The following is a 20,338-nucleotide window of genomic DNA, read 5'->3' as shown; positions in this document are numbered from 1 at the left end:
ATATCTTTTATTTAACACTGCCCGTGACTATACAGACGAGGAAACGCCTTGCTCCATCTCGAACCAAGAAGCTAAGCTCGTCCTGGCTGATGATACTCTCCCTTACTGGGATGTTGGAAAAGTAGGTCGTTGCGGGCTTTGTTAATTTTTAATCTTCTTTATCTAAACAATCTTCTTTTAGTATTATTTCTTAATTTATAACAAAATATCAAATCTAAAATTTATTTATATTTTTAAATAATTAGACTTTTTATCTTTACATTTATAAATATCTTTTAGCTTATGTTTTTATGCGAGTGTTGACTAAAAACACCAAATATGATAGACTCCAAACCCAAATTTACCCAAAAAGGACAAAAATGAAAAAGATTATATTCTCACTATTAGCAGCAGCTTCTACATTACTAGCAGCCATAAATTTAAACACCGCCACAAAAGAAGAGTTAATGAGTTTAGATGGCATAGGATCTTCAAAGGCAGATGCAATAATAGAGTATAGAAAAGCAAATAAATTTAACTCAATAGAAGATATAAAAAATGTAAATGGTATAGGTGATAAGACATTTGAAAATTTAAAATCAGATATATCAGTATCAGGCACTACAAAGATAGACGAAACAAAAGCTAAAACAAAATCTAAAAAAGATGACACAAAACAAAAAGTAAGTAAAAAGAGTGATGAAGTAAAAGAGAAAAAAGATGGTGCTAAAGATAGCGTAAAAGAAGTCAAAGATAAGAAAGAAAGCCCAAAAGATAAAGCAGAGAAAAAGAGCAAAGCTAAAAAAGAGAAAAGCAAAGAGTAATAAAATCTAGGAATTTATAAAAATTCTTACATAAAATATATATAAAAATAGTTAGGAGCGCATAGCGTTCCTAATAAATAAAATAGATTGGTTTTTTTATATATCTGCCTACTTTTTAAATTCTATAACTTGGTTTGCCTACTTTTTAAATTTTATAAATCAATAAGCTCATCTAATAGATCTTGTAAAGTAATGCTTCTTAAACTATCCTCTAAAGCTTCTTGTGCTTTTAGGAAGTGACCAGTTAAAAGTCCCTCGATCTTGCTACCAAGTGGGCAGGCTTTAGGTGAGTCAGAGTGGATCTTAAAAAGTTTTTCTTTATCATTTACTGCGTTAAAAATTTGAAGGAGGGTTAAGATTCTTTATTTAATATTTTAAGTAAGCTTACTATTGAATATTCTAAAAACCTAGTTAAATTTATAAAAAACTCTATTTAGATAAAGTCCTTCAGCTGGAGCTGGGATACGAGTTAGGGCGGGGTATCCGTTAAGTGAAACATTAATGAGCTTACCACCATTTTTGATACTTAAGGCTTTAAGTAGATTTGCAACCATAAGCCGTACTTGTGCGCGTAAAAATCCATTTGCTTTAAAAACTATGATAGTTTGGTTTTTGTATTCATAACAAAATGCCTTAAAAATTTCTCGCACCGGACTTTTTGTGTTACTTCCTGTTTTCATATAGGAGCTAAAATCATGCTCACCAACAAAATTAGATAAAATTTCATTTGCTTTTTTGATATCAAATTTTGGCAAAAAGACTTTATAGTTTGAGCTAAAAACATCAAATTCTCCATGATCTATAATGTATCTATAAGACCTTGCTACGGCATCAAACCTTGCTTGAAAGTTTTCATCAACTAAATTTATACGTTTTATATGAATATTTGGATGAGCATGGCGGTTGATTAGCTCTTTTAGATGCTCTAAATTTTTAAAATGATCGCCACAAATTACGCTTGAGCTTTGATTAATCGCATGAACGTTTTTGTCTGTACGTGAGCTAGAGACTATTTTTTCAAATATTCCAACGTGAGCTAGAGCACGCGAAAGCTCATCTTCTACGCCATTTTTATGCGGCTGAGTTTGCGAGCCTTGGAATTTGGAGCCATCGTAGCTATAAATTAGTTGGATTTTCATTAGTATCTTCGCATGATCTTGGCTTTAAAAAGCAAAATTCCTGCCAATAAAAAAACAAAAAATATGAGTGGAATCGCAAAAGATGGCTTTGATGAAAATAGCATTATGAGCGTAAAATACCCAAATAAAACGCCAAATGTCCCAACATAAACCATGCCTTTTTCATATCTATAAGTAACGATGCCAAAGCTTATAGCAAAAAGTGTACTGGCAAGTGGAAATAGTGCAACAAGTACATACGTACTAAGATCTTTTCTTCTTTTTTCACTACTATTTGCCTCCGTCCAGTACTCTTTTATACTGCCTATATCGCTTATCTCTTCACTTTGGGTAGTCCTTATCTTCATAGATTTGAAGTTACTTTGATGATAAATTTCATCTTTTATGTCATACATTTTTCCATCTGCTAAGGAGAGTTCAATGCTTTGATTTGTATTAGTGATCTTTGCATTTTTAGCAGTGATTAAGCGTTGGGAGTCTTTAATGTAAGGATTAAACATCACGATATCTTTATAGGTAGTGCCGTTGTTATCTTGCATTTCACTACCCACATAGACCATCCAGTCAGAAAATTTTTGTCCAAACTGAGTTGGTTTTAAATTTAGCTTTGCAACAGTCTTTTTATAATCAATAAAATTTGCATTTAGCTGTGCAGCTATTGGTATCATTATGGTAGCGATTACAAGTAGAGCGGTGCTTAAAAATGCTGAAAATATTAAGAAAAATTTAGCAATCTTATTTGGTGAGCCACCAAGCGTAAAAATTACGATACTCTCGTTCTCTTTTGATAGCCTAAAAAGTGTCATCGCAAGTGATACAAAAAATGCGATAGGTACGACAAAAAGTAGTACGCGTGGAAGCATAAATGAGTAGAGTTTAAAAAGCTCGCCAAAGCTGATTTCAATGTAAGAAGTGATGCGCGCGATCTGGATGAAGAATACGATCGACATGATCAAAAAAAGCGTACTAAATAGCGACCCAAAAGTCCCTAGGAAGTTAAACAAAAGATATCTATTCACTCTACTCATAAATAAACCTTAAAATTTCTAAAATTTGCTCTTTAAAAGCGTATGCAATAAGTAAGCCAAGACTTAAAAATGGCACAAAAGCCAGCTCATAGCCCTTTTTTTGAACGAGCGCATAGACTGGAAGTGTAAAAAGCGCTGCAAGATAGATCGCCACTAGAGCCAGTTTGGCTGGCAAAATAGCTCCGATGATCGCTGCTATAAAGATATCTGCACTACCCATCGCTTCTTTTTTTATGGCAAAACTTACGACAAATCTAAGCACCCAAAAGATAAGTGCAAAAAGGAATAAATTTAAAATTTGGGCAAAATTTCCTTTAACTATAAAAAGTATCAAAGCGTAGATAAATGCGAAAAATAGTGCTGCAAAAAGAAGCGGATCCGGCACAGCTTTATATCTTATATCTATGACGCTAAGAGCTAGCAGCATTATAAAACAAAGCCCTAAAAATAGCGCGTAAAGCAATGTTTCTATACTTAAAATTTCGCCGCACTCTTTAAAAAAACAGATCAAAAAAAGTATCCCAGAAACTAGCTCGATTGCTGGATAAATGAGGCTTATTTTTTGCTTACAAAAGGCACATTTGCCGCCTAAAAATATCCACGAAAAAATTGGAACATTGTGATAGAAATTTAGCTTATGATCGCAGTTTGGGCAATGAGAAGCTGGAAAATTTATGCTCTCATTTTTTGGTAGGCGATATATCAGCACATTTGAAAATGAGCCCACGCAAATACCCAAAACAAAAGCAAAAACGGCAAAAAAGATGACTAAATTATCCATTATCTCGCTAAACTCCGCCAAATCTTCGCTCTATGTTTTTAAATTTACTAACGATATTTGCAAGCTCATCCTTGCTAAAGTCAGGCCAAAGTGTGGGCGTAAAAAATAGCTCTGCATAGCTTGCTTGCCAAAGCATGAAATTTGAAAGCCTGCTCTCGCCACCAGTTCTAATGAGAAGATCCACCGGCTCACTCTCATCAAGTGCTGCATTTAGGCTTGCTTCGTTTATCTCGCAGCCTTCTAAAGTTAGCTTTCTTGCGGCTCTAATGATCTCATCTTTTGAGCCGTAGTTTATCGCTAAATTTAATAATAAATTTTTATTCTCTCTTGTAGCATTTTTGGTGATTTCTATCTCGTTTTTTAGCTCATCGCTAAATGGCGAAATGTCACCGATCGTGTTAAATTTGATCCCATTTTTTATAAAATCAGCACGCTTTAAAATGAGAAATTTCTTAAGCAAATTCATCAAAAACTCGATCTCTTTTTGCGGTCTTTTCCAGTTTTCAGTACTAAATGCGTAAAGACTTAAAATTTTCACTCCATTATCGATACAAAATTCGCACATATTGCTTACTACATTTGCTCCAGCTTCGTGCCCATTTGTCCGTAAGAATCCACGTTTTTTAGCCCAGCGCCCATTTCCATCCATGATAATAGCAAGGTGGTTTAATTCATTCAATCTTTAGCCTTTTATATCAATAATTTGTTCTTTTTTGCTCCAAAGAGCACTCACATTTTGCACTGTTATGTTGGCGCTAAATTCACTTTTTAACAAGCTAGCTACATTATTAAATGGAGTGGCGATCTCGTATAAAACTTCATCTTTAAATTTAAAAATAAGTGGAGCAAAATTTGAAAATATTAAAAAAATTTTCATATCATTCTCCTCTTTTTTTAGCTGAAAAACGCCGTTTATGCCATTATAAATAAATGGTATATGCAAGACATTTTCTTGCAGAGCAAAGAGCATTTTCGCTAGCACTTTCATTTCGTCTTTTGTCTTAGCTTCACTTAAACTTTTAAATAAATGGTCATAAAACCACGATAAATTCTCATTTTCTATCAAATTTTCGATAAGATTTAGCCCATCTGCCAAGACATCTTCGTCTAAAATTCTTGGCTTTTCGTATAAATTTTTTATGACGATATTTTCGCCCTGGCTTTGCACCTCGCCCCAGTATTTCGAGCCTACGTTTAGCTCTTTTGCGCTTTTTGTGTTTAAATTTTTATTTGCAAAATTTAAAATGTATCTGTTAAAACCGATCTTTTGGCTTACCAAGATACTAAGCGGAAGTGACGAATTTATAGTTACTAACGGTGAATTTACATTTTTTGCTATTTTTTGAATGCGAGAAATTTTCTCTATCATAAATTTACCGCTAGCTCCACGATATGTCTTGCGATCTCGTCTTTTGCGGCAAGCGGTAGCAAAGTTTCATTATTTTTCGTGATGAAATTTACCTCATTTTGCTCGCTTGCAAAGCCATTTTTCTCACCCAAAATATTTAGGCAAACTGCGTCAAGCCCCTTTTGCTCTAGCATTGCTCTAGCATTTTTGTGTGCATTCTCCTTTGAGATCTCAAGCTTAAAGCCGATCTTTTTACAATTAAACTCTTTTAAGCTTTGCAAAATATCGACATTTCTCTTTAGACTTAAGCTTAAAATTTCGCCAACGTCCTCTTTTTTTATCTTGCCGTCAATTTTTGTCGGCATAAAATCGCTTACTGCTGCACACATCACAAGTAAATTTGCACTCTCACACTCGCTCTTGCAAAGCTCTAAAAGCTCGCTACTTGAGCCAAATTTCAAAATCCCAAATGGCTCGTTTTCCGCTTCAAAGCTAGCAAGCAGCATAACATCAGCGCCAGCGTAGTAAAAAGCCCTTGCAAGCGCCATCGCCATCTTGCCGCTTGAGAAATTTGTAATGGCTCTAACGTCATCTATCTTTTCTGTCGTTGCGCCACCAGTGATCACTACTTTTTTGCCTGCAAAAAGTGGCCTACTAAGCCTTTTAATGGCGGCTTCTACTATCACCTCAGGACTTGCTAAAGCGCCTTTACCAATGTCGCCACAAGCTAGAGTTTTTACGATCGGCTCTACTATTAATGCACCGTTTTGTTCTAAAATTCGAAGTGAATTTTGAGTCGAAAAGTGCTCGATCATGTTGTTATTTGCAGCAGGGGCTATGACTAAAGGCACATGCGAGGCAGCTATTAGCGTTTGCATAAAGACATTATCGCAGATGCCAGCAGTTAGTTTGTTTATCGTATTTACAGAGGCTGGCGCGATAAGTACTAGATCCATTTTGGAGTAGGCTATGTGATTTACGCCATCTTGCCAGTTTTGCGTTTGTGAGCTTAAAATTTTATGCTCGCTTAGCGCTTCAAAGCCGCTTACGCTGCAAAATTCAAGCGCTCCATCACTTAAAGCCACGTAGACATCAGCACCTTGTTTTTTAAGCAGCGATAAAATCTCGTAAGCTTTATAAAAGGCAATACTACCGCAAACGGCTAGTAAAATTTTCTTATTTTTTAACATCGTCTTTGCCAAAGAATTTCTCAAAAAAGCCGCTTTTGTTCTCTTGACGACCTCTGCTGATAGCTAGAGCGCCGCTCTCAACGTCTTTTGTGATAGTGCTACCTGCTGCGATGATGACATTATCAGCGATATTTACAGGGGCAACTAGCTGTGTATCTGAGCCAACAAATACGTTTTTGCCGATTTTGGTTTTGTATTTTGCTTTGCCGTCGTAGTTGCATGTGATTGTACCACAACCTATGTTTGTGCCACTTTCTATCTCGCAGTCGCCAAGATAGCTCAAATGTCCAGCTTTTACGCCGCTAAGAACGCCTTTTTTAACTTCGACAAAATTTCCTATGTGTGTGTCAGAAATTTCAGAATTTGGCCTGATGTGAGCTAGTGGACCGATGTCTGAGTTTTTGATGACGCTACTTTCGATCACTGATGAGCTTTTGATGATACTCTCTGTGATGACGCACTCGCCAAGGATGCTTACGTTTTCTTCGAGCACGCATTCGCCTTCAAATTTAGCCCTGCTGTCTATGAAAATGCTCTCAGGCATGCGCATTAAAACGCCAGCTTTCATCAAATTTTGCTTAATCTCATCTTGCATTATTTTTTCAGCGATGCTAAGCTGAAATTTATCATTTATGCCCATGAAATTTTGCTCATTAACATTTACTGCAACGCACTTTAAGCCCTTTTCATTTGCTATTTTTATGGCGTCAGTTAGGTAGTACTCTTTTTGTGCGTTTTGATTATTTATGAGCGGTAAAATTTGCTCTAATGCCTCGCGTTTAAAGCAGTAGCAGCCAGCATTTACGCTTTTTATGGCAAGCTGTGCTTCGCTCGCATCTTTTTGCTCTATGATGGCCTCAACTTTGCCGTTTTTTATGATAACTCTGCCGTAGCCAAAAGGATTTGCCGCTTCAAATGAGCTCATAACCACGTCTGCTTCAGCATTTGCTAGACGCATAAGATCAGTTGATCTAACAAGTGGCATGTCGCCGCAAGTGACAAGCACCTTTTCGCCGCTTAAATTTACGCTCTTTATCGCTCCAGCAGTGCCTGGGAAATTTTCTAAATCTTGCTCGAAAATTTTAGTTTGAGGGAAAATTTCTTTTATCTTTTTGCCAATTAACTCTTTTTCGTAGTGAAGCACGACACTAACGTCATTTGTGATGGCATAGGCTTGTTTTAAGATGTGAATTATCATCGGCTCACCACAAAGTTCAAATAGGACTTTTGGGCGGGTTGATTTCATTCTGGTGCCAAGACCAGCAGCTAAGATTATGATTGAAGTATTGTTCATTTTTAAGCCTTTTAACGTTAAAAATTTCGCAGATTGTATCAAAAAATGGCAAACAATTTTTTTAATTTAACGATTTTTTCAACAAAAAGCTAATAGAATAGGCAATCTTAAGAATTTATAAATAAAGCGAGTTTAAATGGATTTAGGAACCGTCGTCGGCTGGGTTTTGACCCTAGTGCTTTTGTTTGGATCAATGGCAATTGGCGTTGGTATAGGACCATATATCGACGTACCTTCGATAATGATCGTTTTTGGTGGTACTATCGGCGTTATGATGGTTGGCTTCAAGATGGAGACGCTTAAAGGTATTGGTAAATTTTACGGTGTTGCCGTTAAGCCACCTGTTGTTGTAAATTTGCCTGAGACTATAAAAAAGATAGTTGATTACTCTACAAAAGCTAGACGCGATGGAATACTAGCTCTTGAGAGCGAAGTAAATAACGAAACAAATCAGTTTTTGAAAAAAGGTCTTTCGATGGCAGTTGATGGTAACGAGCCGGATGCTATAAGAGCGCTTTTAGAGATTGATATAGACCAAACTAGTGCTAGACATACAAATAACATTAAAATTTTTGAACAAATTGGCGGTTTTGCTGGTGCGATGGGTATGATCGGTACTCTAATAGGTCTTGTTGCGATGCTTCTTAACATGTCAGATCCTAGTGCGATCGGCCCATCAATGGCGGTTGCTTTGCTTACGACACTTTATGGCGCGATGATAGGTAACATCATAGGTGCACCTGTGGCAAATATCCTCTCGATACGTGACTCTGACGAGGCACTTGAAAAACAAGTCATTTTAGAGGGTATCATGGCGATACAAGCAGGGGATAATCCAAGAACTCTTGAAGCTAAGCTCTTGGCGTTTTTACCACCAAAAGATAGAAAAAGTCAGTTTGAATAATGGGTAAATTAATAGATCCTAAAGAGTGCCCAAAGTGTATGCCTGAGTGGCTTGCTACTTTTGGCGATCTCATGTCGCTTTTGCTTTGTTTTTTCGTTTTGCTTCTTTCGATGGCAACAATGGATGCTAAAAAGATGGAGGCTGCTGTTGGCTCGCTAGCTGGTGCTCTAAGCGTACTTGAAGGCGGTGCTAGGCCTGAAAATCAGATAGAAAAAGAGACAGACCCAGAAAGCACTCGTGCAAAAAAATCAAGTAGGCAAAAAGGCTCGCAAAGCGAGCTAAGTGCGACAATTAAAAAGATAAATGAGTTACTAACTGCCAGTGGCGCACCTGAGATTACGATGGAAGAGAGCGAAGATGGCTTTATTGTAAGGCTTCCAGCAGCCATGCTTTTTGATAAGGATAGTGCTGAAATTTCTGGTGAAGATGCAAAGTTATTTTTAAAGCGTATTGGTATGATTGTGGCAAAAATGCCAAATGAAGTAAAGGTCAACATCATCGGGCATACTGATAACATAGAGCCAAATAAAGACTCAGCCTACAAAAACAACTGGCAGCTTTCAACTGCAAGAGCTTTAAGCGTAGTAGAGCAGCTTAGCAGCGATGGAGTGCCACAAAATAGGCTGATAGCTTCAGGAAAGGCTTCGTTTGATCCTATCGCTACTAATAACACAGAAGAGGGTAGGGCAAAAAACAATAGAGTAGAAATTCACTTCGTCTCTCTTGAACCAAAAAACAAAGAGGCTACTAAGAAAAGTATCCTTGATATGAGGAATTAGTCTTGAAAGCACTGCTTAGCTTAGCGGTTTTATTTTGTGTGGTTTTTGGGGCTGATCCGGCCTTGCCAACTATAAATTTAAGTCTAAATTCTCCTGCAAATGCTGAGCAACTAGTAAATTCTCTAAACGTTTTACTGATCTTAACAGCACTTGCACTTGCTCCTTCGCTCATCTTTATGATGACAAGTTTCTTAAGGCTTGTTATTGTTTTTTCATTTTTACGCCAGGCCATGGGAACACAACAAGTTCCACCTTCAACAGTGCTTCTCTCACTTGCCATGGTGCTTACATTTTTTATAATGGAGCCAGTTGGTCAAAAAAGCTACGACGAGGGCATAAAGCCTTATATCGCAGAGCAGATAGGCTATGAAGAGATGCTTGATAAGAGCTTAAAGCCATTTAAAGAATTTATGGTAAAAAACACAAGAGAAAAAGACCTTGCACTTTTCTTTAGGATTAGAAATTTACAAAATCCAGCAAATATTGAAGAGATACCGCTAAGTATCGCAATGTCAGCTTTTATGATAAGTGAGCTAAAGACATCTTTTGAGATAGCATTTTTGCTCTATTTGCCATTTCTTGTCATCGACATGGTCGTAAGCTCAGTGCTAATGGCTATGGGTATGATGATGCTTCCTCCTGTAATGATCTCACTACCATTTAAACTGCTCATATTCGTGCTTGTTGATGGCTGGAATTTACTAATAGGAAATCTTGTAAAAAGCTTTCACTAATGAAAAAAATTTTATTCATTTTTTTGCCGGTATTTTTGCTTGGTTCAAATTTAAGTGTGATCGCAAACAAAGCAACGCAAAATGAAATTTCAAAGATCAAAGAGCTTGAGCTAAAAAGAGCAAATTTAAACGATGAAGCCACATTAAGCTCATATATGCCAAGCCTTAGCCTAGAGGGCTCATACGGCAAAAATGCAAGCACTTTTCCAAGCATAGTCGCTAAAGAGTCAGCCGGTGTGCTAGCTAGGATAGATTTTTTGCTTTATGATGGCGGAGCGAGAGAGGCTAGGCTAAAGATGAGCCAGCTTTTAAAAAACAAAGCCGCCATCGCAAGCGATGAAGCCAAAAACTATCTTGCACTTAAGGCTGTAAATTTATATTTTAATGCTCTAGCACTTGAAAATATAATCGCAGCCAAGCAAGCTCAGGCAAATTTCTTAAAAGGCGTTTTAGATAAGCTTGAAAAGGCAAACATTGCAGGCCTTGCCGCAAAAGATGAGCTTGAAAATGTAAGGGCTAAATATTACTTAGCTAATAGCACGCAGCTTGAATACAAAAACAAAATGGAGCAAATTTTAAATGAGATAAATTTGCTAACTGGTGAGCAAATTTTGCCAGTAGCTGGAGCAAAGATGGCTGATATTAGCTCAAATTTAGCTTCAAAAAATGCCGAGCTTGATAGACTAAGCCAAGATATATTTTTAGGCGAGGCCAAGCTTAGCGAGGCAAAGGCTGGTTTTTTGCCTCAAATAATGCTTTATGACACATATGGATTTTATAAAAATAATTACGATATCGATCTAGGCAGGCTTAGTTCTTACCGCTCATACGTGGATAAATACCTAAAAGAAGATACTCATGGCAATAAATTTGGTATCGCTTTTAAATGGAAAATTTTTGATTTTTTCGCCACTAGCAAGATGAGTCAGGCTCAAAAGATCGCACTTGATGAGGCAAGGCTAAATTTGGAGTATAAAAAGCGTGAAAACGAGACAAAGCTTAAAAATTTGCAAAGTGAAATCGTGGTGCTTACTTCAAAAATCACTTCACTAAACGAATATGTAAAAGCAAGCGATTTGGCATTAAAAGCTAGCTATGAAAAGTATAACTCCGGGCTTTTGGGATATAGCGATCTGCTTGAGGCACTCTCTCAAAAATTTGACGCCATTAGTCTTTTTGAGAGTGCAAAAGATGAGCTTGAGATCAAAAAAGCGGAGTTCTTTTTTGAAAATGGCGAGCCGATTTTAGAGAGGATTAGAGATTGAAAAAGCTGATAATTTTGATGATATTTGGTATTTTTTCATTTGCTAGTGAGGAAATTTTTGCTGACTTTGAAGTTTATGCCAAACAAAGCTCAAAGCTCGCATTTGAGAGCAGTGGCAAGGTGGATAAAATTTTTGTAGATGTTTCAAGTCATGTTAAAAAAGGCGACGATTTAGCTAGTCTTGATCAAAGCAGTCTAGAAATCGCTCTTAAAAAGGCAAAAAATGATCTTGAGCTGGCAAAAAATGCTAGTGAATTTGCAAAAAATACTTTAAACAAATTTATTCAAGTAAGGGACGTCACTTCAAAGCAAGAATTTGACGAGGTAAAGTATAAATTTGACGAAGCGATACTTCGGGTTCAAAGTGCACAAATCGCCATTTTAAATGCACAAGATCGCCTTAAAAAAGCTGTTTTAAAAGCTCCATTTGATGGCGTTATCGCTAGTAAAAATATTGAGCTTGGAGAGGGTGTTTCGCCGCTTAGTCCAGCTTTTGTTTTAAATTCAAATGAGGCTAAAATTTTAATAGCGATCGATGAAAAATACGCAAATTTAGTAAAAGTTGGCGACATATTTAAATTTAAACTTGACTCAACAAGCGATGAAAAAGAGGTAAAAATCGCACTCATCTATCCAGAGATTAAGCGAGAGACTAGAAAATTTTACGCCCAGGCTTATGACAGCGGCCTAAAACCTGGCATGTTTGGTCAAGGCAAAGTGCTAGTTAGTAAAAGAAAATGATAAAAACAGCCATAAATCGCCCTATAACTACATTAATGGTTTTTTTAAGCCTTGTTGTCTTTGGAATTTATTCTCTAAAGACGATGAATGTAAATTTATACCCACAAGTAAATATCCCAATCGTTAAGATCACGACCTACGCAAACGGCGATATGAACTATATAAAAACTAAGATCACGCAAAAGATCGAGGATGAAATTTCAAGCATTGAAGGTATCAAGAAAATTTACTCAACTAGCTTTGATAATCTAAGTGTAGTCAGCATCGAATTTGAGCTAAATAAAGACCTAGAGAGCGCCACAAATGACGTTCGCGACAAGATGCAAAAAGCAAGACTTAGCGCAAACTACGAGATAGAAAAGCTAAATGGGCTCTCGTCATCTGTCTTTAGCCTCTTTATCACAAGGCTTGATGGAAATAAAACCAAGCTCATGCAAGAGATAGATGACGTAGCAAAGCCATTTTTGGAGCGCATAAGCGGCGTTTCAAAGGTTAAGACAAATGGTTTTTTAGAGCCAGCGGTGAAAATTTTACTAGATAGATTTAAGCTTGATAAAAACGCCCTTAGCGCAAATGAAGTGGCAAATTTGATAAAGGTTGAAAATTTAAAAGCACCCCTTGGCAAGATAGAAAATGAGCAGATACAAATGGCAATCAAGTCAAATTTTAGCGCCAAAAGCGTAGATGAGATAAGAAATTTAACGATCAAACAAGGGGTCTTTTTAAAAGATATCGCAAGTGTTGATCTTGCCTACAAAGATGCAAATGAAGCAGCGATAATGGATAAAAAAAGTGGCGTCTTGCTGGGTCTTGAGCTAGCTCCAGACGCAAACGCTCTAACCGTGATCGCTCTAGCTAAGTCAAAACTAGATCAGTTTAAAAGCCTGCTTGACAATGAGTATGAGGTAAAAATAGCTTATGATAAGAGCGAAGTGATACAAAAACACATCGATCAAACCGCCTTTGATATGATTCTTGGCGTCTTGCTAACCATCGTGATCGTGTATTTATTTTTAAGAAATTTCTCGATCACTATCATCTCGGTCGTAGCGATACCAACTAGCATCGTGGCGACATTTTTCATCATAAATGCCCTAGGTTACGACATCAACCGCTTAAGTCTCATAGCGCTCACACTAGGTATTGGCATCTTCATCGATGATGCGATAGTTGTCACTGAAAATATCGCTAGCAAGCTAAAAGATGAGCCAAATGCCCTAAAGGCAAGCTTTGCAGGCATAAAAGAGATAGCATTTAGTGTCTTTGCGATCTCACTCGTGCTGCTTTGTGTCTTTGTGCCTATCGCCTTTATGAGTGGCATCGTTGGCAAGTACTTTAACTCATTTGCGATGAGCGTGGCAGCTGGCATCGTCATTTCGTTTTTTGTGAGCATATTTCTTGTACCAACGCTTAGTGCTAGGTTTGTAAATGCCAAACAAAGTGGCTTTTTTCTAAAAAGCGAGCCATTTTTTGAGGCGCTTGAAAATGGCTACGAGAAAATTTTAGCTTTAGCGCTTAAATTTAAGCTCATATTTTTAGCTATAACGCTTGTGGTCGTTGTTTGCTCGTTTGGACTAGCTAAATTTGTAGGTGGCGACTTCATGCCAAGCGAGGATAACTCGGAGTTTAACATCTACTTTAAGCTTGACCCTTCGCTTAGCCTGCAAGCTAGCAAAGAGAGGCTAAAAGATAAAATTTCACTCATAAACGCCAATCCTCAGGTCGCTTACGCCTACTTCATCCTTGGCTACACAGACGCCAAGCAGCCTTATCTTGTAAAAGCTTACGTTAGGCTAAAGGAAATAAAAGATAGAGCTAATCACGAGCGGCAAAACGCTATCATGCAGAGGTTTCGCGACAAGCTAAAAAGTGACGATATGAGTGTCATTGTGGCTGACTTGCCAGTTGTTGAAGGTGGCGATGTGCAGCCAGTTAAGCTTACTATCACCTCTGAAAATGGCAAAGATTTAGAGAAATTTGTACCAAAGATCAGCAAGATGCTAAAAGAGATAAATGACGCAACGGATGTAAATTCGCCTGAAGAAGATCTGCTAAAGCGTGTGCAAATTTCTATCGATGAAGATAAGGCAAAAAGGCTAAATTTAGATAAAGCCAGCATTGCAAGCGCCGTTTATAGCGCATTTAGCCAGAATGAGGTCTCTGTTTTTGAAAACGAAAATGGCAAAGAGTATGAGCTTTACATGCGCCTTGATGATAAATTTAGAAGCGATACAAATGATATTTTAAAGACCAAGATAAGAAGCAATGAGGGCTTTTTCGTGACACTTGGCGATGTGACGACGCTTAGTTTTGAGCAAAAGCCAGCTAGTATTTCAAGGTTTAATAGAGCTGATGAGATAAAATTTCTAGCAAATACCAAAAACAATGCTCCGCTAAATAGCGTGGCAAATGAAATTTCAAAGAAGCTTGATGAAATTTTGCCAGCAAATTTCAAGTATAAATTTCTTGGATTTGTTGAGCTCATGGATGATACAAACGCTTCTTTTATCTTTACAGTGAGCGCTAGTGCGGTACTTATTTACATGGTGCTAGCTGCACTTTATGAGAGCTTTTTGCTGCCATTTCTCATCATGCTTGCCATGCCGCTTGCCTTTTGTGGCGTCGTGATCGGACTTTTTATAAGCGGCAATCCATTTAGCCTATTTGTCATGGTTGGCGTCATCTTGCTCTTTGGAATGGTCGGTAAAAACGCCATTTTGGTCGTTGATTTTGCAAACCACTTTGCAAATAGTGGCATGGAGGCAAACGAAGCTGTGAAAATGGCTGCTAAAAAGCGGTTAAGGGCTGTTTTGATGACCACTTTTGCGATGATATTTGCTATGCTTCCGCTGGCACTTAGCAGGGGTGCTGGCTATGAGGCCAACTCACCTATGGCTATAAGCATCATCTTTGGGCTCATTAGCTCGACCTTGCTTAGCCTGCTTGTCGTGCCAGTTCTGTTTGCATGGGTCTATAATCTTGATAGATTTATAAGAAAATTTTATGAAAGGGAGAGAATTTGAAGAAAATTTTGACAGTTTTGCTCTTTGCTTTGCCTCTTTGGGCTGGAAATTTACTAGAGATCATCGCTCTAGCGCAAAGTGCAAGGCTTGAGAGTTTGAAAGAATTTAATAAAAATGAATATATAAATAAAAATAAGAGTAAAAAGCTAAATTTATCCCTTGATGGCAGATATACCTTTGTGCCTGATGAGATAAAGGGCGGATATATGACAAAGGCGGGATCGATCACGGCAAAGGTTGAGTATCTTATCTTTGATGGTGGTGCAAGCGAGGCTGCTGATAAAATTTTAGATCACAAAGGTGTGGAGAAAATTTACAAAGATGAAGAGCTGATGAATCTCACTGCTTTTCAGGTCGCAAAGGTCTATTTCAACGCTATCGCACTAAATTCTCTTATAAATTTAGAGACAAAATTTGTGGATAGTTTTGCTAAGGCTGCGGCTGAAAATGAGTTTTGGTTTGAGTATGGCGAGATAAATAAAGCCGAGTTTGATGCGATAAATTTCACTCTTGATAAAAAAAGAGCCGAGCTAGACGAACTTGGGCTTAAGCTAGCCGAGCTAAACTCAAGGATAAATTTGCTCTCAAACGGCGAGATCGGCTTTAATGCTGGCTCAAAGATAATGATGCCTGATTTTAGTAAAGATGATATAAGCGCAAAACTTGGGGCGATGGAGCAAGAAAAATTTATAAAAGAGCAAGAAAATGAGAAACAAAAGAGTAAATTTGCTCCAAAAATTTACTTAAAAGATACGCAAAGTGTGAATAATAACAGCTTTAAAAAAGGTGAGAGGACGACTTCGCAGATGATAGGCGCTTACGCTGATGCGAACAAGCCTAGAGTGGAATTTGAGTGGAAGTTGCCTGATAGCTTAAGTCTTAGCAAGCAAAGTCAAGTTAAACGCATTGAAGAGCAAAAGGCGGCACTTGATCTAAGCGATGAGGAAAATAGGATAATCACTCGCCTAAAAGAGCTAGAAAGCACAATCAAAGGCTTAAATGCAAAGTTAAATTTGCAAGATTTGAAGCAAGATAAGCTTGATAGTGATTTTATTGATCTGCTAAATGGCTATCTTAATGGCGAGATAAAATATGAAGAATTTTTGTTTGTGAGTGAGAAAAATTTTAGCGATAGGGCAAATTTTATCCTTGATGGCGATTTACTTGAGCTAAACAAGCTTGAGTATTTTTTTGAATGTGCAAGAAAAATAAATGAGGTGATAATTGAATAAACTGATCTTTGTGACTATTTTATGGGCGTTTAGCTTTAGTTTGATAGGTGAGTTTTTAGCTGGCAAGGTTGATAGCTATTTGGCTGTTTTTATTCGGGTTGCGCTTGCGAGCTTAGTCTTTTTGCCATTTACAAAATTTCGTGGCATCAGCCCAAAGCTAGCATTTGGCATCATGGCGATCGGAGCGGTGCAAATAGGGCTTATGTATCTATTTTATTACAATTCATTTTTGTATCTAAGTGTGCCAGAAGTAGCACTTTTTACCATTTTTACGCCGTTTTATGTGACGCTCATCTACGACGCATTTAGCTTTAAATTTAGGCCACTTTATCTATTTAGTGTTGGCGTTGCGGTTTTTGGAGCTTTGGTTATAAAATATGGTGCTATAAACGATGGTGTATTAAAGGGCTTTTTGCTAGTGCAAGCAGCAAATATCTGCTTTGGAGCAGGACAGAGTGCATATAAGGCACTTTTAGAAAAATTTGACGTGGACCAAAAAAATGTCTTTGGCTACTTTCATTTTGGGGCATTTTTTGTAGCTGTCGTTGCGCTTCTTACTCTTGGCAATCCAGCCAAATTTTCACTTACTTCAACGCAAATTTTAGTGCTTCTCTGGCTTGGCGTGGTCGCTAGTGGAGTTGGATATTTTATGTGGAACAAAGGTGCTTGCGAGGTCGATAGTGGCGTGCTTGCCATCATGAATAACGCTCTCATTCCAGCCGCCATCATCGTAAATTTAGTCTTTTGGCAAAAGGATACAGACTTAACTAGGCTAATTTTAGGCGCTGTTATAATGTATATATCTTTGATAATTCACAATAAGATAATGAAATTTTATGGTATGAAGATCGCTTAGGCGTAAATTTTATAGCTAGCAACGAAAAAGCACAAAAGCCCAAGCAGCGGCAAAATGTAGAATATGGATCTAAATTTTATAGCTAGAAGCGAAGCGATATTATAAAAGATAAAAATAATGGCTGGCACGAAAATTTTAGTCGAGCTTAGTCTAAAATTTAAAACATTATTTAGCAATCCATCAAAAATATCGCCATACGAAGCAATATGAAGCGCAGCACTTAATGGATAAAAAACGCTAAAGATGTAGTTGATAGCAAGGACACTAAGCTGCTGTAAGCTAATGAGCGGAAAGAAATAAAGCACGCAAATTTCCATTGCAAAGCAAACATATAAATTTAAAAGAATAAGATGAATGAAGGGCGAAAATTTATCTTTTAGGTGTTTAAAGTATAAAAATATGTAAAAAACGCCCATGAGTGAAAAGTAAAAACCTACGCTAAAAAGTAGCTGCGGAAAGAGCGATATGCTAACAAGCACTACTATAAAAAGTGTTTTGAAGTTTAAAATTTTGACGCCTTTTAACGTACAATAAAATCCTAAAATGCTCATTAAAAATGCTCGCAAAAAGCTTGGTATAAAGCCTATTATAAAAAAGTAAAATGACAAGACTATAAAAACTATAATGGCTAGATCAAAGTTGTAGTTTCTAAAAGGTAAAAACCTCGCATATAAAAATTTTAAAAGTGGCCTAAATACAAAAAATATAACTGCGCTTATGAAACCTAAATGATAGCCACTTATGGCTATAAGATGCGCTATACCAAGGTGCGAGACGTCATCTCTTAACTCTGTGTCAATACTTGTGCCTAAAAATAGAGCTGAGTAGAGCTGTGAAATTTTACTATTTTTATGCTGGGCGTAGATTAGTGATTGTAGTTTTTGGTTGATATTTAGCGTGGCTTTTTGTGGAAGTTTTTCGCGTGAAAAGCTAGGCATGTAAAAGGAGGAAGCAAGATAGTCTTTAAAACTAACGTCTAAATTTATGACGCTTAGAAATATATTATCTCCGGCTTTAAAGTCATCTGTTTTGGCTCCAAGCGTATAAAATAAAAACTCATCAGTCTTAAGCTTTAAAATTTGCCTTTTCTTGCCGTCATCTCCAAGCTTTTCGTAGCTAGAAATCACGGTTGCTGTTAGCTCTTGTTCGCCTTTGTCCATAAAAATTTGATATTTATGGTAGCTAATGGCTAAATTTATAGAAAAAATACAAAGGCAAAACAGACAAAATATAGTGAAAAATTCTTTATTTTTTAAAGCTTTAAAACGCATCAGCCTTCAAATGAAACATCAGATACAGGCATTGCAGACATATCTTCAAACCTTGAGTGTTGCTTTTGAAAGAGCACATCAACTGAGCCAGTTTCACCATTTCTATTTTTGCCAACTATGATCTCAGCCTTTTCTTGAAGCTTATTAAAGACATGATTGCTCTTGTACTCTTTGCCCTCGGCACTTGCGCGTTTTTCTTTCTCTTTTTCTTCTTGCTCTAGGTAAAACTCATCTCTATAAACAAAAAGAATGATGTCGGCATCTTGCTCGATCGCACCTGATTCTCTTAGATCGCTTAGCATAGGGCGTTTATTTGCGCGAGATTCAAGGCTTCTGTTTAGCTGAGAAAGAGCGATGATTGGCATATCTAGCTCACGTGCCAAAAGCTTTAATCCACGAGAAATTTCAGCTATTTGGACGTGACGATCAGCGTAGTTATTTGTACTCATCATAAGACCGATGTAGTCGATCACGCAAAGTGAAATTTCAGGATGCATAGCCTTTAGTTTTCGCATTTGCGTTCTTACTTGATGGATATTTACATAGCCACTATCATGCACAAAAAGCTTGCTAGCAGCAAACTCCTCACAAGCATCGCTAAATCTAGCCAACGCTTCATCATCCATCTTTGCGGTCATTATGTCTTGAAGCGGGATAGAGGTCTTGCTTGCTAGAATTCTCATCATTATTTGCTCAGCTGGCATCTCGAGCGAGAAAAAAACAACTCCAGCATTATTTTTTAGAACCTGACTCATAAAATTTAAACAAAGTGTCGTTTTTCCCATGCCTGGACGAGCTGCGACGATGATGAGGTCTCCATTTTTAAAGCCCTTTATCATCTCATTTAGCTTTTTAAATCCAGTATCAAGTCCAACGATATCTTTTTCACCAAGCAAGGCTTGAGCATTAATATGATCCATCATTTTCATGATGATCTCTTTGCCTTCTTTTATAACTCCAGTGCTTCCACCTTCTATCAAAGAGTAAAATTCCTGGCTAAGATCATCGACCATATCGCGGCTTGGCTTGTCTTCATTTACTTTGCTTGGTATGTTGTGAGCGATCTTTACAAGACTTCGTTTTATAGATTTTTCTCTTAGTTCGTTTGCGTATTTTTGAATGTCTATTAGGGAATTTGTGCCCAAAATATCCAGTATTAGCTCTTCGTCGTATTTTTCGCCAAGTCTATTTTTTAAAAATGGCATAGTTATAGGATCATCGCTATTTAGGCATGCTACCATTGCATCGTATATTTGCGAATGCCCTTTTAGATAAAAATCCTTTGCCTTAACAATGTCAAAAATTTCACCTAAAATATCGTTGTTTTGTAAAATGGAGCTTAGTATAGCTCGCTCCATATCAATGTCGTAAAGGTTGGTAAATTCTATCTCGTTAACTCTTTGCTTTGCCACAACTTTTCCTTTAGTCTCTACTTTTTATCTCGTCATCGATCTCTTGTAAAAATCTATCCACAAGCTCGCTCTCAGGCAGCCTAGCGACCACTTCGCCGTGTCGCATGATCATGCCATTGCCTTTACCAAATGCTATGGCGACATCTGCGCCTTTTGCCTCGCCGATAGCATTTACCACGCAGCCCATGACTGAAACGTTTAGCGGCTCTTTTATACCTTTTGTTTTTTCTTCTACGAGCTTTACTGCAGCCATGAGATCAGCTTGCAAACGCCCACAAGTTGGGCATGAGATGATATTTAGTCCCTCTTTTTGGCGGCCACTATCTTTTAAGATCGCCTTTGCGACTTTTATCTCTTCTTCAAGCTCGCCAGTGATGCTAACTCTCATCGTATCGCCTATACCCTCAAGCAAAAGCCCACCAAGAGCGATCGCGGACTTGATAGTGGCGTGAAAAGTGGTACCTGCCTCTGTTACACCTAGATGAAATGGATAATTTGTCTTTGGACGAAGCGCTCTATAAGCTTGCATCGTGCGTTCA

At 37.5% G+C, this 20,338-nt stretch carries 20 protein-coding genes and 1 rRNA gene; 10 read left to right on the top strand and 11 right to left on the bottom strand.

Annotated features, from left to right (window positions below):
* The first annotated feature begins 19 nt into the window (after positions 1-19).
* Both rrf and B9N66_RS10125 read left to right on the top strand, forming a co-directional pair.
* A 5S ribosomal RNA gene (gene rrf, locus B9N66_RS08685) occupies positions 20-138 on the top strand.
* Positions 139-359: 221 nt separating this feature from the next.
* Entirely contained in the window at positions 360-803 is a 444-nt protein-coding gene (locus B9N66_RS10125; RefSeq protein ID WP_087580694.1) for a ComEA family DNA-binding protein, read from the top strand.
* Between the two features lie 152 nt (positions 804-955).
* On the opposite strand, the gene B9N66_RS09815 is transcribed toward B9N66_RS10125, so the two are convergent.
* From B9N66_RS09815 to glmU, 8 genes are all read right to left on the bottom strand, one after another.
* Complete coding sequence (locus tag B9N66_RS09815) at positions 956-1,144, bottom strand: Rrf2 family transcriptional regulator (RefSeq protein WP_236842027.1); 189 nt, start codon at positions 1,142-1,144, stop codon at positions 956-958.
* A gap of 66 nt (positions 1,145-1,210) precedes the next feature.
* Positions 1,211-1,942 carry a tRNA pseudouridine(38-40) synthase TruA gene (gene truA / locus B9N66_RS08670; RefSeq protein WP_087580693.1) on the bottom strand — a complete coding sequence of 244 codons (732 nt, stop codon included), beginning with the start codon at positions 1,940-1,942 and terminating at the stop codon, positions 1,211-1,213.
* On the bottom strand, positions 1,942-2,970 hold the full coding sequence (locus tag B9N66_RS08665; RefSeq protein ID WP_087580692.1) for an LptF/LptG family permease: 1,029 nt from the start codon (positions 2,968-2,970) through the stop codon (positions 1,942-1,944). The genes truA and B9N66_RS08665 overlap by 1 nt, the downstream gene beginning before the upstream one ends.
* Positions 2,963-3,751, bottom strand: coding sequence for a prepilin peptidase (locus B9N66_RS08660; RefSeq protein WP_087580735.1), 789 nt, complete (start codon positions 3,749-3,751; stop codon positions 2,963-2,965). The genes B9N66_RS08665 and B9N66_RS08660 overlap by 8 nt, the downstream gene beginning before the upstream one ends.
* 7 nt (positions 3,752-3,758) lie before the next feature.
* Complete coding sequence (uppS, locus tag B9N66_RS08655) at positions 3,759-4,430, bottom strand: polyprenyl diphosphate synthase (RefSeq protein ID WP_087580691.1); 672 nt, start codon at positions 4,428-4,430, stop codon at positions 3,759-3,761.
* 3 nt (positions 4,431-4,433) lie between these two features.
* Positions 4,434-5,120 (bottom strand): hypothetical protein, encoded by a 687-nt coding sequence (locus tag B9N66_RS08650; protein WP_087580690.1) that lies wholly within the window; start codon positions 5,118-5,120, stop codon positions 4,434-4,436.
* Positions 5,117-6,289, bottom strand: a complete 1,173-nt coding sequence (gene coaBC / locus B9N66_RS08645) for a bifunctional phosphopantothenoylcysteine decarboxylase/phosphopantothenate--cysteine ligase CoaBC (RefSeq protein ID WP_087580689.1) — start codon at positions 6,287-6,289, stop codon at positions 5,117-5,119. The genes B9N66_RS08650 and coaBC overlap by 4 nt, the downstream gene beginning before the upstream one ends.
* Complete coding sequence (gene glmU / locus B9N66_RS08640) at positions 6,276-7,583, bottom strand: bifunctional UDP-N-acetylglucosamine diphosphorylase/glucosamine-1-phosphate N-acetyltransferase GlmU (RefSeq protein ID WP_087580688.1); 1,308 nt, start codon at positions 7,581-7,583, stop codon at positions 6,276-6,278. Before glmU ends, coaBC begins: the two co-directional genes overlap by 14 nt.
* 136 nt (positions 7,584-7,719) lie before the next feature.
* Here glmU and B9N66_RS08635 point away from each other — a divergent pair, with 136 nt between their 5' ends.
* Genes B9N66_RS08635 through B9N66_RS08600 form a run of 8 tightly spaced genes read left to right on the top strand, consistent with a single transcriptional unit; the run spans position 7,720 to position 17,116 of the window.
* Complete coding sequence (locus B9N66_RS08635) at positions 7,720-8,487, top strand: motility protein A (RefSeq protein ID WP_054196832.1); 768 nt, start codon at positions 7,720-7,722, stop codon at positions 8,485-8,487.
* On the top strand, positions 8,487-9,266 hold the full coding sequence (locus B9N66_RS08630; RefSeq protein WP_087580687.1) for a flagellar motor protein MotB: 780 nt from the start codon (positions 8,487-8,489) through the stop codon (positions 9,264-9,266). Before B9N66_RS08635 ends, B9N66_RS08630 begins: the two co-directional genes overlap by 1 nt.
* 11 nt (positions 9,267-9,277) lie before the next feature.
* Entirely contained in the window at positions 9,278-10,000 is a 723-nt protein-coding gene (gene fliP / locus B9N66_RS08625) for a flagellar type III secretion system pore protein FliP (RefSeq protein WP_374057423.1), read from the top strand.
* Complete coding sequence (locus B9N66_RS08620; RefSeq protein WP_087580685.1) at positions 10,000-11,265, top strand: TolC family protein; 1,266 nt, start codon at positions 10,000-10,002, stop codon at positions 11,263-11,265. The genes fliP and B9N66_RS08620 overlap by 1 nt, the downstream gene beginning before the upstream one ends.
* Complete coding sequence (locus tag B9N66_RS08615; RefSeq protein ID WP_087580684.1) at positions 11,262-12,005, top strand: efflux RND transporter periplasmic adaptor subunit; 744 nt, start codon at positions 11,262-11,264, stop codon at positions 12,003-12,005. Before B9N66_RS08620 ends, B9N66_RS08615 begins: the two co-directional genes overlap by 4 nt.
* A complete protein-coding gene (locus B9N66_RS08610) occupies positions 12,002-15,028 on the top strand; it encodes an efflux RND transporter permease subunit (RefSeq protein ID WP_087580683.1) in 3,027 nt (1,008 codons plus the stop codon). The genes B9N66_RS08615 and B9N66_RS08610 overlap by 4 nt, the downstream gene beginning before the upstream one ends.
* Entirely contained in the window at positions 15,025-16,260 is a 1,236-nt protein-coding gene (locus tag B9N66_RS08605; protein WP_087580682.1) for a TolC family protein, read from the top strand. The genes B9N66_RS08610 and B9N66_RS08605 overlap by 4 nt, the downstream gene beginning before the upstream one ends.
* The gene (locus tag B9N66_RS08600; RefSeq protein ID WP_087580681.1) at positions 16,253-17,116 is read left to right on the top strand and encodes an EamA family transporter; all 864 of its coding nucleotides are present in this window, start codon (positions 16,253-16,255) and stop codon (positions 17,114-17,116) included. The genes B9N66_RS08605 and B9N66_RS08600 overlap by 8 nt, the downstream gene beginning before the upstream one ends.
* Here B9N66_RS08600 and B9N66_RS08595 read toward each other — a convergent pair.
* The 3 genes from B9N66_RS08595 to B9N66_RS08585 all read right to left on the bottom strand — a co-directional run.
* Positions 17,113-18,387, bottom strand: a complete 1,275-nt coding sequence (locus B9N66_RS08595) for a ComEC/Rec2 family competence protein (protein WP_087580680.1) — start codon at positions 18,385-18,387, stop codon at positions 17,113-17,115. The genes B9N66_RS08600 and B9N66_RS08595 overlap by 4 nt on opposite strands.
* Positions 18,387-19,799, bottom strand: a complete 1,413-nt coding sequence (locus tag B9N66_RS08590) for a replicative DNA helicase (RefSeq protein WP_087580679.1) — start codon at positions 19,797-19,799, stop codon at positions 18,387-18,389. The genes B9N66_RS08595 and B9N66_RS08590 overlap by 1 nt, the downstream gene beginning before the upstream one ends.
* A gap of 10 nt (positions 19,800-19,809) precedes the next feature.
* Positions 19,810-20,338 (bottom strand): flavodoxin-dependent (E)-4-hydroxy-3-methylbut-2-enyl-diphosphate synthase (locus B9N66_RS08585; RefSeq protein ID WP_180382095.1); only part of this gene is annotated, 529 nt, incomplete at its 5' end.

The sequence above is a fragment of the Campylobacter concisus genome (assembly GCF_002165775.1).
GTDB classification, from domain to species: domain Bacteria; phylum Campylobacterota; class Campylobacteria; order Campylobacterales; family Campylobacteraceae; genus Campylobacter_A; species Campylobacter_A concisus_E.
This window is presented reverse-complemented; position numbering and strand designations above follow the sequence as displayed.